This window comes from Neobacillus sp. Fa239 (assembly GCF_055395235.1).
Map to the genome: position 1 here is coordinate 2,752,471 of NZ_AP041611.1, position 13,848 is coordinate 2,766,318.

Below are 13,848 nucleotides of genomic sequence, written 5' to 3' on the forward strand. Positions count from 1 at the left end.
AAAATATTTTAATAAAGTTCAAATAGACAAATGGATAGACTATAATTCGACAATTTGGTATGAAATAAAATAATTGGAAATTTTGTTCGAAAAACGGCTCTTGAAATTAAGAAGGTTGGCTGCTTCGGTAGCCTTTTCTTATTCGACTAAATGAGTGAAAATAAACATTAAACAGCCTTTGTATAAAGGCTGTTTATGTTAAATCACTATTCCAGTTAGTTCTATCATTTTCTCTCAATCCTAGTACTCTATCACAAATTCAATCTTACCTTTATCTAAATTTTGAATGTTAAACAACTGTTCATACAATCCTTTTTTGTTCATTAACTCTTCGTGAGTTCCTTGCTCGACTATTTCTCCATCTTTTATAAAGATAATTTGATCTACACTTGTAATAGTCGATAAGCGATGAGCAATAATAATGGTTGTTCTGTTTTTTGCCAATTTTTCAAGTGACTCTTGTATTAGTGCTTCTGATTCCAAATCCAATGCTGATGTTGCTTCATCAAGGATCAATATTTTCGGGTTCTTAAGAAAAACTCTTGCAATCGCAATTCTTTGTTTTTGCCCTCCTGATAATTTGACCCCTTTTTCACCGATTTCTGTGTCATATCCATTTGGAAGATTGAGAATAAAATCATGGGCGTTAGCAGCCAATGCAGACTTAATCAAATCTTCCTCAGATGCAGAAGGATTACCTAATAAAATATTTTCTCGGATAGTGCCACTGAATAAAATATTATCTTGTAACACCATACCTATGTGACTTCTTAGACTTTGTTGAGTAAAGTCATTTATATTTATATCATCAATAGTCATACTACCTTTATCAATATTGTAAAAACGAGGAATTAGACTTATAAGAGAGGATTTTCCTCCTCCACTCATTCCAACCAATGCAACAGTTCGGCCAGAAGGGATAGTTAAATTTATGTCTCTTAAAATATAATCCGAATTTTTATCATATCTAAACCAAACATTTTTAAATTCAATGTCACCATTAACTTTTGTCAGTTCCTTAGCAGATGGTTGGTCCAAGACATCATAAGGTTGATTCCATAACTCCAACACCCGATCTAAAGAAGCTGTAGCCTGGGTTAGGAGGGTAGATGAATTGACTAACCTGCGTAGAGGACTATAAATATTATTTAAATAGCCAAAGAAGGCTACAAATGTACCTAAAGTAAGTTCTCCCGTAATAACCTTATATCCCCCATAGGCAATGACAAGGAGAGGAGCAATATCAGTTAATGTATTAATAATTGCATTCGTTAAAGCGTTCCACTGGGTTACAGCCAACGCCTTGTTAAGGAAATTTTGGTTTCTCTTATCGAATTGGTTCTGATCATATTCTTCTAGTGTAAAACTTTTTACCACTGGTATCCCTGCAACCCGTTCGTGAAGATAAGACTGCACATCTGCAAGAGATTGGGAACGTTGTTTTGTTAATAATTTTAGACGTTTATATAAGGTCCTTACAGAAATAGCATAGAAGGGAAGAATAGCGATTGCCATGAAAGTTAATTTTACATTCATTGTAAACATAAAACCCAAAGCAATCGTTAAGGTGAACATGTCTAACCAAATATTCATCATACCTGTTTCTACTAGGTTTTTTGTTTGCTCTACATCGTTCATGACACGGGAGATGATTTCTCCAGTTTTATTGTTTTGATAAAAACGAAGGGACAATTTTTGTAAATGTCCATAGAGTCGGTCACGAATATCATAAAGAATCCTACTTGTAATTTCTTGAGCAAAATATTGACGATAATATTCAACTGGAAAACGAATGATTATAAATAAAACTGATGCCATTGAAATAACATAGGTAAGGTGTAGTATTTTCTGACTCAAGGATATTTTTGCTAAAAGTATCGAATCCACTGAATACTTCATAATTAAAGGCAAAGTTAAGGGAATCCCAAACTTTATAATTCCGATAACCAATGTAATAACAACGAGCTTCCAATATGGTTTTACGAACTTACTGTATAATTTTATACTATTCATTTTTCACTCCCCAAAATAAGAAACAATATTATAAAAACTTCTTAAGTGCTATTTTTATATTTTCAACCGTTTCCTGGTCAGACTGCTTTCTAATGCCTTCCACTACACAGTCTTCTAAGTAATCCTCTAAAATAACTCTTCCAACATTATTAACGGCTGATTTAACGGCACTAACTTGTAATAATAATTCGTCACAACTTCGACCTTCCTCGGCCATTTTCTTGATCCCACGGATGTGACCTTCTATCTTTGAAAGTCGGCTAATTACTTCTGGTAATTTATGAGAACTCAAATAAAACACCTCTTTAAATTTCCTATCCCCCTGGAGGGGATGGAGGAATCATAACTCGCTAACAATTAGATTGTCAATTAAAACACATTTATCAAATTGACAACATGTGCATATGGGCATATTGATTTAGTGATGATATATTAATGCATGGGGAGAAGTCATTCACCAAACAAAATCATTAAAAAATGGGCTAAAATACCTCGAGAATGAGATTAGTATAAATGTTATAATATGAATCGGCTGTTTTTACAGATTAAAAGATGGTAAGGGGATGCACGTAGTTGAAGTTTTCAATAAATACTGCATGGTTTCGAGCTTTTGATTATAGTAGTTTGTTTATTATTATTGGTGTAATTCTAGGAATTTATCTTATACGAATGTTTCTTTTGAGGAGTGCAAGGAAATTTCCGAAATACTTTGACGCGTTGAAGAGTATGGTGAATTGGTTCACATTCTATGGAGCTCTCATCTTTTTACTTATGTACTTTTCTAATGCAAAATGGATGTTTGCAAAAATCATAAAAATTGGAACTGTTGATGTTACTCTTTTTCTTATCATTGTTGCCATCCTGATTATTTCCTTAGCGATCCGGTTGTCAAAATTATTAACGAATTTGATATTACCTGGAATATATCACAGGTACAACCTCGATAAAGGTACGCGATTTACTTTTGACCGAATTGTCCATTATTCGATTATGATTATTGCCATTATAATGAGTTTAAACACTGTTGGAATTAATCTTAGTGCCTTAACGGTATTTGCAGGAATTCTCAGCGTCGGTATCGGATTCGGACTTCAAAATATTGCCTCTAATTTCATTTCAGGGATTATTTTACTTTTTGAAAGACCAATTAAAGTCGGGGACCGCGTTGTTATTGAGAATATTACTGGTGATGTTGAAAAAATTAATATGAGAGCAACCATTATCAAAACAGGACTGAATGAACATATTATTGTACCAAACTCCTATTTTTTACAACAAAAAGTCATCAACCGGTCATTTGGTGACCCGAGAATGTGCCTTGTCATTCCTATTGGCGTTGCTCATGGTTCAGATGTGGAAAAAGTACGTGACCTCCTAATCGAAGCAGCGATGGAAGAACATCTCGTTTCCCCAGTTGTTCTAGTAACACCGGAACCATCTGTAAGTTTTGTTGGTTTTGGAAATTTTTCACTGGATTTTGAATTGAATGTCTGGATACAGGATCCAAATAAATTAGGTTCGATAAAAAGTAATCTCAACTTTCGAATTAATAGGATTTTTACCGAGAATCACATTCATATACCTTATCCACAAATGGATTTGCATATTAGAAATATGGAGGAAAGAGTTAAGGAATTAACGCGTTAAAACAAAGCAACTAAAGCGAACGTAGTGCGATTCTTGAATAATCAGGGATCGCTTTTTTTATGTGATAAATTTTTCTATTCTAATATCTAAAACTCGATCCGCCTCTTATGTGTTCCAAAATACACTCTGAATTTGCCTATCCGCATTTATCATATAATATTTTAGAATCTGGACGAATACCCAAGAATTTATCCCCAATATGCATATGCTTAATGTAAATTAAATGAGGGGGATGAACGTGATTCTTAATTATAATGCTTATAGTCCAACATATGAGAGGATTGGTCCAGGGCATGGGCACGGTCATGGTCCAGGGCATGGTCATGGTCCAGGACATGGTTTTGGTGGTCCAGGTATAGGTGCACCAGGTTCTGGAGTTGGTTTTGCTCCAGGTCTTGGTTTTGGCGGACCAGGCTCTGGCGCTGGTTTTGGTCCAGGTCTTGGTTATGGAGGTCCAGGTATAGGCGCACCTGGCTCTGGCGTTGGTTTTGCTCCAGGTCTTGGTTTAGGTGGACCAGGCTCTGGACTTGGTTATTATCCAGGTCTTGGTTTAGGTGGACCAGGCATTGGCGGATACCCCTACCCTTACCCTTACCCTTACCCATACTCCTATCCTTATCCTTACCCATACCCTTATCCATCGTACTAGTACCAGTAATAAAAAACTTTAGAGCTTTGCCTACTTGCGTTTCTACAATAAGTAGAAACGCTTGTTATTTTTAACACCTCCTCTTAAACTACCAGTTTATCAAAATCTAAAAAATTATTAGCAAATTTAGACAAACAGAAAAGAAAAATATATACTTAATATCAGGAAAAAGCATGAAAAGAGGAGAAATAATGGATATAAAACGTCAAAATGTCGATTTTGGTAATTCAATTTTTCAAACCCTTGTGGATGGTTACTATTTTGAGATTCCCACAAATGTAGTAGAAATAACGAAGGAAAAAGCAGACGGCCACTTTCCGTCTACTTTTAATGACCCACAATTCCTTCTTCAAAATATGCTCATCTCAACCACAATAGACGGTGTAGAGAAATATTATCTGGTGGGGGATTCAGCGGAAAAACAAGTGTTAGGAAACATTCATATCAACAAGCTCCATGATAAAACAGAATCTATGATTCCTTATGTGATGTTCCTGGCTTCCGTTGCTTATTACAATGTATTAAAAGGAAACAGCAAAGAAGATAATCGAGTGGTCATTCATTATTTTTCAACCATGCTTCCAATTTGGCTGCTAAAGAAAACGAATAAGTTCAGTGATATGCAAAATAAAATGGCCAGTCGATTTGAAGGAGAGCATCACGTAACGATTTTAACACCAGGATTAGAGAGAGTCATTACCATACACGTGGAAACAAGCAAATGCCGAATCGAAAGCGAAGTTGCTCGTTGGGCAATTAAAAAAGATTTTGATTTGCAAGATCGTGAGGAGGCAAATTCATTTAAAAACGAGGAGACCCTAATTGTGGATTTAGGGGGAGGGACCATTGATCTTGCCTTGCTCCAAGCAGGACTTCAAGCTCCTAAGAGCAGGGATTCATTGAACTGCTTCACTGACATTTCGTACTTAAAACATATCGAAAAACTGAGAAATGAAAAATTACTAGAGTACTTTGATGATGTTCGCTCTTTAGAAGTATTCATTATCAAAACAATCGATAAAACAAAAATGGAGCAACGGGATGGAAATAGCGGGAAAAAAGTGGATCTTACCGAGCAAATCCATGAGTCATTAAAGGAATATACACAAATTTTATTAACGAAAATTGAAAACATATTCCCATCCCCTAAAGATAAGGTCTATAAATATGTTTATATTGGTGGAATAGCCGGAATCCTAAAACGATTCATCGAAGAGTCGATTGATACCAGGTATGGCGTCGAAATTAGAGAGCAAAATCATTTATTCTTACCTGATTCAAGAAAGTTAAATTTATATGGTCTAGAAATTTTAAGCAGACATGAAACAAACGTAGTTTTCGCATAAGAAGGGGAGAATAACATATGAGCAACAAAGATGATCTTCTTGGACAAAAATCCGCTTTCGAATTGAACAATATGTATTCCCATTTGGGTGCACAAATGTTTGCACCATTTTACGCTCTTTCAAATATTTTTTTATCTGCTGCAAATCTCCAAACGGATGGATTAAGAGGAATCAATATGAAAGCAGAAAGTAAAGACGAAGGGGAAGCGTTGACTTTAAAATCTTCGAAAATCTCTCCAAAGGTGTATTCATTTCTTGAGAAAAAAGCACAGGAGAATGAACTGGAGGAGTATTTAACGAAGCTAGTTGAGCAGGATTTAGATCAATGGGAAAAGGGCAAGACAAATTCCTTAATCGATACACTTCGTGAAGAGTTTTTAGGTAAGATCAACTTACTAAAACAAGAATTTGCCTCCCGTCTTGATGATAATCTTCTTGGAACGGGGTCCGTTCAAGCAAACGAGTTACGGGATTTTGTCACGAAACTCGGTGAGCAAAAATTAGATAAGGATCAATTCCAAACGTTGTTAAAGTCCCTTAAAAGCGAGTTATTAAGTGAGATTAACTTACTAAAAAATGAACTTACTATTCGACCAGTTGAATCTGCTAATCCAATTAACAAAGAGCCTGCCATGGAAGATGCTAAGGAAGTTGACGATTTGAAAGAAGGGCAATTACTCGAAAGCGAACAAGTTTCAGGGTCCATTAAAGAAGCGATCGATATCGATTTTTAAATGAAAAAGTAGCGGGTGGATGTTCCGCTACTTTTTTCTGTAATTCTCTTGCTCTACTATCTTAGATATTGGAAGGATTTAAAATGGAGAATTATATTTTTTTAGACCATTAATTTAGTTAAACAAAAAATTCCCTTCTAATATGCCAGTTTTAATCTTCACGAGGAAAACAGATAAGGTGGATCAGAGCAGGTTAACACCAGCCTCCATCATCACAATCCGTATATTTGGGATCTGAATCATCGGTTACGGTGATATGCTGATATATTTTCTGCTGATTTGCTTCAAAATGATGTTCTAATTCATATTGTATATTTTCGGGAAGCTGTATTTTTCCAATAGGGGTATCCTCTAAAAATAACTCCATTTCTCCATTTCTGATTTTGCCTATTACTCGGTCTGTCACGTCAACTTTTTGTTGTTTCAATGTCATATTTGTTCCACCTCTTAAATCATTTTATGTTTAGAATCCAACATTTTAAAAATGGATACGCGAAATAAAATAAAAAATTCCCATGATGTACGATGGACATTTGTTGCAATCACTGTGTAATGGCCAGCCCTTTTATTTTATATCCGCTTTGGGTTTTTTAATCCTTAGGTACCTTTTATCATTCATAAACAAGCTCCAAAAGTAAACAAAGCCCGGAAACAAAATGGCGAATCCGACAATGTAGGTGATGAAAACCGCCCGAAAAGAATTCGGGTCTGTAAAAGCTGAATGAATGGTTATGTCTGGATAGACTATATAAGGCAAATGGGCACGTCCGTAAACGTAGCTTGCTGTCATATATTGAAGTGTAACTGCAATAACAGAGAGACGCGGTACCCCTCTATATCCAGGTTTAAAGGAAGGAAGGATTAAACCAAGACCTCCAACAAGAAAAAGGAATAAGGATAAAAGCAACATGGGCAAATTTTGCATCATTTTATCATAAATCCAGTTGCTTTCATTTTTTAATGTAAGCATGATTAAAAAGGCTGTTATTAGAGAAACAGGTCCCATAATAAGAGCATCTCGGCGATAGGTGTCGTAGGCTTCTTTTTCATTCGAAGCCTTGGAGTAATCCGCCAATAACAACGATGAAAGAAAAAGCGTACTGGAAATGGCAAATGCCATAAAGGCATATTCGTTTAAGCTTGAAAATAGCCTGGACAGATTTAGCTGCTGGCCGCCATTTGAAAAATCAACAAAATTCCCATGGGTGATGGGCAGAACACTGATAAGCATGCCCGGAATTAAAATTCCGCATAACCCGGAAATATACGTGAGCGGCTTTTTATATTCTTCGGCAATATGGGAAAAAACCAGGAACGCACTTCTGACTGTCAATAGAAGCAAAATAATGCTCCCGGGAATCAACAAAATGGTGCCAAGTGTATAGGCGGCTTTAGGAAATAAGCTGTAAATAGCGACAACTAAGGCTACGATAAAGGTGTTTGTAACCTCCCATGTAGGGGAAAGGTAGCGATTTGCTATATTTGTCGCTTTTGTTTTTGTTTTATTGATGTAGATCATCGACCAAAATCCGGCACCAAAGTCCATTGTAGCCATAATGGAATAAATAAAGACAAAACCCCATAAGATCGTTATCGCCAGGTAAACATCCATCTATTTTCCTCCTAAAGTATTGGAGCCTGAAAATGAAACATTTTTTTGCTCTGTACGATTGATATCTTCAAGGACTGTATTCCTTTTAAAATAATATAAAAGAACTAAGACAGCAGAGATCGCTAACACCATATAGATAGCAACAAACAAAATAAATAGAATACCTAAATTTCCGGCCGTTGTTACTGAGTCAGCTGTGGAAAGCTTATGATAAATCGTCCAGGGCTGTCTTCCGGTACAGGCAAAAATCCAGCCAAACTCAATGCCCAAAATGGAAAGTGGACCACAGGCAACATAAATCCACAACAGCCAATTTGGAAAGAGTTCCTTTTTTAATATTTTGTTCCAAAAAAAGCCGATTGCTGCAATTAAAAGCAGTAACATGCCAATTCCCACCATGGCATTAAAGAGGGTATGGATGAATAAGGGTGGCCAATATTTTTTGGGAAAATCATTCAGACCTTTCACAACCGTATCAAAACGATTTCCAGCCAGAAAACTTAGCCCCCATGGCAATTCAATTCCCCATTTTACCGATTCCGTTTTTGCGTCCGTGTATCCTCCAATCGTTAAAGGCGCGTAGGATTGAGTCTTAAACAAGCCTTCCGCTCCGGCTAATTTTTCCGGCTGATATTTATAGAGGGATTGAGCTGTTTCATGTCCGCTTAAAGCGGTGAATAGGGAGAATAGCCCGCCTACAATAAGTCCGACCATGAGCGCTTTTTGGTGGAATTGGTATACTCTTGTTCCATATTCGCTTTTGAGCATCTTAAAGGCCGCCACCATCGCTACAATAAACCCTCCAACAATATAAGCAGAGACAGCAACGTGTAAAGCGTTAATGCCAAAGCTGGGATTAAAAAAAGCTGCCCAAGGATTGACGTTAATAATTTTGCCATTTTTAATGTCAAATCCGGCAGGGGTCCCCTCAAAGGCATGTACATTTGTGATTAAAACAGCTGATGCTAAACCGCCTATTGCCACGAATAAAAGACTTACATTCCTGAACCATGGTGAAATTCTGTCTGCAGCGTAAACATATATAGACATAAATAAGGCCTCTAAAAAAAATGCATATATTTCAATTTGGAAAGGTAATGCCATAACGGTTCCAATGACTTTCATAAAACCGGGCCACAATAAGGTGATCTGCACACCTGCAATGGTTCCGGTGGGAATACTAACCCCTAATATAATCGCAAATGCCTTTGTCCATCTTTTGGCCATAATGGCATAATCCTTATTGTTCGTTCTTTGATAAAGCAATTCAGCCGTCAAGATCATCATGGGTAAACCGACACCAATTGTGGCAAAAATGATATGGAATGCCATAGTGGTCCCAAATAAAGACCTTGCAATAATTAAGTGATCCAAGTAATTTCCTCCTATGAGTTGATAAAGAACTAAATGGCGAGTTCACTTAATATTGTTTTAATAAGCAACAAAAAGTATGCAGCAATTTCCAATAAATCCATTTATATACAAGCCAGTTTGGTGATTCGGATATTGTCTTTATTGATTACCTTTTCGTTTCGAAAAATGCCCGTGGACAGGGGCTTGGTCATAAACTGATGGAAAAAATGAAACGTAAAGGAAAACCAATAATCCTTTAAGTGTAACCAGTGAACTATAAAGACAGTGATACCGAAAAAAGGCTGCATTATGATAAAAGGGAAGGGTTCGAGCACGCCCATTCTATTGGATATAGAAGACGTTCGTTGGCGACAAATGAGGTGAATCCTATGGAAATTCTCTAGTGGGCACCGTACAATGAGTCTGAAGAAATGATTTTTGAAGCTATGGTGATATGGTTCACACTTATAAGGATGCACACTTCTATGGAGAAACCTATAGTAATAAAAATTTTTCAAGTACCATTCGGCTCCATCACAATAGCATCAGAGATACTTACAGATAACCATGATTTTCGAAGGGTTTTTATCTTAGACAATTAAAGGCGTGTTGTGGCTGCGTGGATACCGTGCAGATCATCTACATGTTTGAGATCCTAAAGATCATTTGATCTTTTGTCTAACAAAAAGACCCTGAAGAAGTGAGAAATTATCAAAGTCTTAAAAAATAGCAGATAACCAAAAAAGTAAACAAGCTAAAAGGGATACCAATTCATACGCGAATTAATATCCCTTTTAGCTTGTTATTTGATGTTTCCTACCTCAAAACTGACCCCGATAGTGGTTTCCTCATCTCTTGATAGTTATAAATTAGTTATGAACTTTTTCTAGTGCAAGTTTTATTCCAAAACCTATTAGTATAGTACCTGTGATTCCTTCCATCATCTTTTTCGTTTTTGGTCTTTTCATGAAAGCACTAATACGGTTAATTAAGGAAACATAAAGTAAAAACCAAACAGCCGTCATGACAATATACGTGATCCCCATTACTAAAAACGGATAAAATGTATGATTCCCAGGTTCCACGAACTGAGGCAAAAAGGTTAAGAAAAAGACAGCAACTTTGGGATTGAGTAAATTGGTAAGGAATCCTTGTTTAAAACAAGATGTGCTTTTAAGCTGTTTTTTTGTGTTCACCTCAACACTTGCTGCTATTTCATCCCTCTTCTTTAAAGACCATAAAGCTTTAACACCCAAATAAAGTAAGTAAACAGCACCCACGTATTTGAAAGTAGAAAACAATAAGGCTGATTTCATAATGATTGCTGAAAGTCCTAATGCTGCAGCAGAAGTATGGATACAAAGGGCACAACAAGTCCCAAAAGCTGTTTTAAGACCTCCAAATTTCCCAACCGAGATCGTATTTTTTGTCACAATAGCCGTATCGGGCCCCGGTAAAATAATTAAAAAAACACATAACATGACAAACGCATAAAAGTTAACCAAATTAACATCTCCGTTCCAATCATTATATTGTAAGAATTCTTACAATAATTATATAGCAGTTCTGAATTTGTTTGAATCTTAAATTTTTTCGATTAATTCCTTGTTGGACGAACTGGAGGGTATTCAATAAGGAGTTGAATCGATTATTTTTAACTAAATTCTTTCAATCTATTGTTTGGTGTATGTGGTTGCCCAACGGACATCATTACCATATTCTTCATTCACAAACTTGTGACAAGGTTCCTCGTTACAAATATAAATACCTGTTATAATTACCATTGTGAAATAATTCACAAAAACAACAACATCGTGCAACAAAATAAAAAAACCAAATCATGGCCACTTTAACAGGCCGTAACTATAGGTAGGTGGATTCCAGTAATGTTTACTATTAAAAACGAAATCAAATATTTTTGGCATGAATTCATTAGATTATGTAGTAATTTTAGGTGATTCCTTTCTTCTTGCAACTGCCGCATACGATACGTGGGCAAAAAGAAAAACAAAAAGAAAAACAACAACAACAACAACAACAACAACAACAAGCTTTCTATCCAAATATAGAGAATAATCCATATACGATCATACACTCACATCATGTTGTTAACTCAGCATGCGTGAGTGTTTTTTTTTGGAGATAAATTACCAAGGATTATCACCAGTCATAAAACCTTCACATTTTTATAAAAACCATACCGTCCTTTTACGCCATTTATCTCTATATCAATAATGAAGAAATTTTTAGCAGAAGAAAGGACAGTGGTTGATCGTGGCAAAATATCGAATGGTGCGGACTGAATTTTGGAAGAATCCGATTGTGATGGAGGAAATGAGCCCAGAGGACAAATACTTTTACCTATATTTGCTTACAAACCCGCAAACGACACAAATTGGCATCTATAAAATAACGAAAAAACAAATGGCTTTTGATTTAGGTTATTCAATTGAGAGTGTTCAATCCATCATGGAACGCTTCATCCAACATCACAAATTGATTCGTTACAATCCTGAAACAAGAGAACTGGCGATTAAGAACTGGGGGAAAGATAACCTGCTTAAAGGCGGGAAACCGGTTATCGATTGTATTTCTTCCGAATTAATAGAGGTCGAGGATCTCTCGCTGATCCGTTACGTCGGGGATTCCATTCTCAAACAGGACATTCGCAGCCTTTATGAATCTTTTTATCAACAAGAAGAGATGATTCTCGGTGAGGAAGAGGAAGAGGAAAATGATCCCTATTTTATGGAATCAGACGAACTGAACGATCTGCCCCTACAGCCTCAAACTAACCTTGAGCAAAAAGAACAAAATGCTTTCAATCCTGACATAGTAAGTCATTTTACAGATGATGTGAAAGAAATTATGGAGTTTTGGGACGCCAATGGATTTGGTTTTACGAACGTGAATGCGAAACAGCAGCTGTTATCCTGGTTAGATGATTCGTCCTTTTTACAGCCGAAAGAAGTGATTTTAAAGGCCATGAAGATCGCATGTGCCAATAACAAGCGGACGCTTCACTATTTAGTGGGGATTCTAAAAAACTGGGAAAATCAATCTTTACTTTCCGTAGAAGAAATTGATACATATGGTGATTTCCATAAGCCTGTCCATAAGTCAAGGCCATTTACCGATACGCCTCCTGCTGGAAGAGAGATCCGAACTGAATTTATACTCGATCTAACGGCAGGTGAAAAGGAATGAGTATCGCTGAAAAAACGTTCTTAGGAACGTTGATGAAAGAGGATTATTTACTGAAGGATACCGTGGTACAGCCTGAACAGCTTGAAGGGACCCGGCATCAAGAATTAATGCGAAGAATGGTGGAGTTCAAGCGTGCGGGCAAGAATATTGATTTGATCAGCTTGACCACCTTACCCGACCTTGAATCCTTCGGAGGAATGTCTTACCTTTCGGAGCTATTATCGTATGCAGATGTGGAGAAATTTGATAGGACAGAAAAGCTTATCCTTGAACTGTGGAAGGAGCGGAAAAAGAGAAATATCTTGACGTTAGCTGCCATGAATGATTGTGGGATTACGAAAGTCATTGCCGAATTGGATCACATAAACCAAGTGAAGATGGAGGATCACACCTCCATTGAACAGGCAATGGCCAATATCTATGAGGCACCATGGGAGGATCCAGCAGCCTCGAATAGTGCGCCAACCGGGTTCCAAAAGCTCGATAATATGACGGGAGGCTTTCATGGCGGGGAAGTGACGATCCTGGCAGCAAGACCATCAATGGGTAAAACCGATGTGATGCTTCATTTTGCCAAAATAACCGGTTGGGCAGGGTTTCTGCCCCTCGTATTTTCCTTGGAAATGCCTGAAAAGCTGATTTCGTCCCGATTAATCGCTTCGACTGGGGACTTTAACCGCTCCAGAATGCGGAATCCGAAAAGTATGCTAAATCAGAATCAAAAGAATAAATGGTCGGATGTGATTGGGGATCTGACGGAAACCCATATGCAAATTTTTGATGGAGCCGGGCAAACGATTGCCGAAATGAGAGCGAAAACAAGGAAGATGATGCATCAATTTCCTTACAAGAAACCGATTATTTTTATTGATTACTTAACCTTAATTCATTCCAGTCAGAATTATGGCGGGAATTCTCATCAACAAGTGACGGAAATATCCAAATCCCTGAAATCGATGGCGAAGGATTTTGATTGTCCCATCATTTGTTTGGCGCAACTGAATCGATCGGTGGAATCAAGAGCCGATAAACGGCCGATGATGGCGGATATTCGAGAATCGGGCAGTGTGGAACAGGATGCCGATGTCATTTTGTTCTTGTATCGTGATCGGTATTATAACAAGAGCTCCGATGATGATTCTCTTGAAATCATAGTCTCGAAAAACCGGAATGGTTCTGTCGGATTCCTCCAGGTAAATTACAACGCGCATACTGGAAGAATAGAAGAGCGAAACGGACAAAGTCCTTGTACGGATGAATAAAGAAACGAATAACGAGGTGTTAGCA

At 37.1% G+C, this 13,848-nt stretch carries 12 protein-coding genes and 1 pseudogene; 7 read left to right on the forward strand and 6 right to left on the reverse strand.

Annotation, left to right across the window (positions count from 1 at the left end; all coding sequences use genetic code 11):
- Positions 1-240 precede the first annotated feature (240 nt).
- Both ACZ5XR_RS13250 and ACZ5XR_RS13255 read right to left on the reverse strand, forming a co-directional pair.
- Positions 241-2,013 (reverse strand): ABC transporter ATP-binding protein, encoded by a 1,773-nt coding sequence (locus ACZ5XR_RS13250; RefSeq protein WP_464502089.1) that lies wholly within the window; start codon positions 2,011-2,013, stop codon positions 241-243.
- Positions 2,014-2,041: 28 nt separating this feature from the next.
- Positions 2,042-2,305: a metal-sensitive transcriptional regulator gene (locus tag ACZ5XR_RS13255; protein ID WP_464502090.1), complete on the reverse strand. Its 264-nt coding sequence runs from the start codon at positions 2,303-2,305 to the stop codon at positions 2,042-2,044.
- Positions 2,306-2,586: 281 nt separating this feature from the next.
- On the opposite strand from ACZ5XR_RS13255, the gene ACZ5XR_RS13260 reads away from it, so the two are divergent.
- From ACZ5XR_RS13260 to ACZ5XR_RS13275, 4 genes are all read left to right on the forward strand, one after another.
- Positions 2,587-3,660, forward strand: a complete 1,074-nt coding sequence (locus ACZ5XR_RS13260) for a mechanosensitive ion channel family protein (RefSeq protein WP_464502091.1) — start codon at positions 2,587-2,589, stop codon at positions 3,658-3,660.
- A gap of 238 nt (positions 3,661-3,898) precedes the next feature.
- On the forward strand, positions 3,899-4,309 hold the full coding sequence (locus ACZ5XR_RS13265) for a hypothetical protein (RefSeq protein WP_464502092.1): 411 nt from the start codon (positions 3,899-3,901) through the stop codon (positions 4,307-4,309).
- A gap of 191 nt (positions 4,310-4,500) precedes the next feature.
- Positions 4,501-5,655, forward strand: coding sequence for an Alp7A family actin-like protein (locus tag ACZ5XR_RS13270; RefSeq protein WP_464502093.1), 1,155 nt, complete (start codon positions 4,501-4,503; stop codon positions 5,653-5,655).
- Positions 5,656-5,672: 17 nt separating this feature from the next.
- On the forward strand, positions 5,673-6,389 hold the full coding sequence (locus ACZ5XR_RS13275) for a hypothetical protein (RefSeq protein ID WP_464502094.1): 717 nt from the start codon (positions 5,673-5,675) through the stop codon (positions 6,387-6,389).
- A 193-nt stretch (positions 6,390-6,582) separates the two neighbouring features.
- Here ACZ5XR_RS13275 and ACZ5XR_RS13280 read toward each other — a convergent pair whose 3' ends face one another.
- From ACZ5XR_RS13280 to ACZ5XR_RS13290, 3 genes are all read right to left on the reverse strand, one after another.
- On the reverse strand, positions 6,583-6,822 hold the full coding sequence (locus ACZ5XR_RS13280) for a YusG family protein (RefSeq protein ID WP_464502095.1): 240 nt from the start codon (positions 6,820-6,822) through the stop codon (positions 6,583-6,585).
- A gap of 132 nt (positions 6,823-6,954) precedes the next feature.
- Positions 6,955-8,001 carry a cytochrome d ubiquinol oxidase subunit II gene (locus tag ACZ5XR_RS13285; RefSeq protein WP_464502096.1) on the reverse strand — a complete coding sequence of 349 codons (1,047 nt, stop codon included), beginning with the start codon at positions 7,999-8,001 and terminating at the stop codon, positions 6,955-6,957.
- Positions 8,002-9,375 carry a cytochrome ubiquinol oxidase subunit I gene (locus ACZ5XR_RS13290; RefSeq protein ID WP_464502097.1) on the reverse strand — a complete coding sequence of 458 codons (1,374 nt, stop codon included), beginning with the start codon at positions 9,373-9,375 and terminating at the stop codon, positions 8,002-8,004.
- A gap of 128 nt (positions 9,376-9,503) precedes the next feature.
- Between ACZ5XR_RS13290 and ACZ5XR_RS13295 the strand changes: the two are divergent.
- Positions 9,504-9,919: pseudogene (locus tag ACZ5XR_RS13295) on the forward strand (GNAT family N-acetyltransferase); the annotation flags it as partial.
- Positions 9,920-10,223: 304 nt separating this feature from the next.
- Here the strand turns inward: ACZ5XR_RS13295 and ACZ5XR_RS13300 are convergent.
- A complete protein-coding gene (locus ACZ5XR_RS13300) occupies positions 10,224-10,835 on the reverse strand; it encodes a LysE family translocator (RefSeq protein ID WP_464502306.1) in 612 nt (203 codons plus the stop codon).
- A 793-nt stretch (positions 10,836-11,628) separates the two neighbouring features.
- On the opposite strand from ACZ5XR_RS13300, the gene ACZ5XR_RS13305 reads away from it, so the two are divergent.
- The gene (locus ACZ5XR_RS13305) at positions 11,629-12,561 is read left to right on the forward strand and encodes a DnaD domain protein (protein ID WP_464502098.1); all 933 of its coding nucleotides are present in this window, start codon (positions 11,629-11,631) and stop codon (positions 12,559-12,561) included.
- Positions 12,558-13,823 carry a DnaB-like helicase C-terminal domain-containing protein gene (locus ACZ5XR_RS13310; protein WP_464502099.1) on the forward strand — a complete coding sequence of 422 codons (1,266 nt, stop codon included), beginning with the start codon at positions 12,558-12,560 and terminating at the stop codon, positions 13,821-13,823. Before ACZ5XR_RS13305 ends, ACZ5XR_RS13310 begins: the two co-directional genes overlap by 4 nt.
- Positions 13,824-13,848 lie beyond the last annotated feature (25 nt).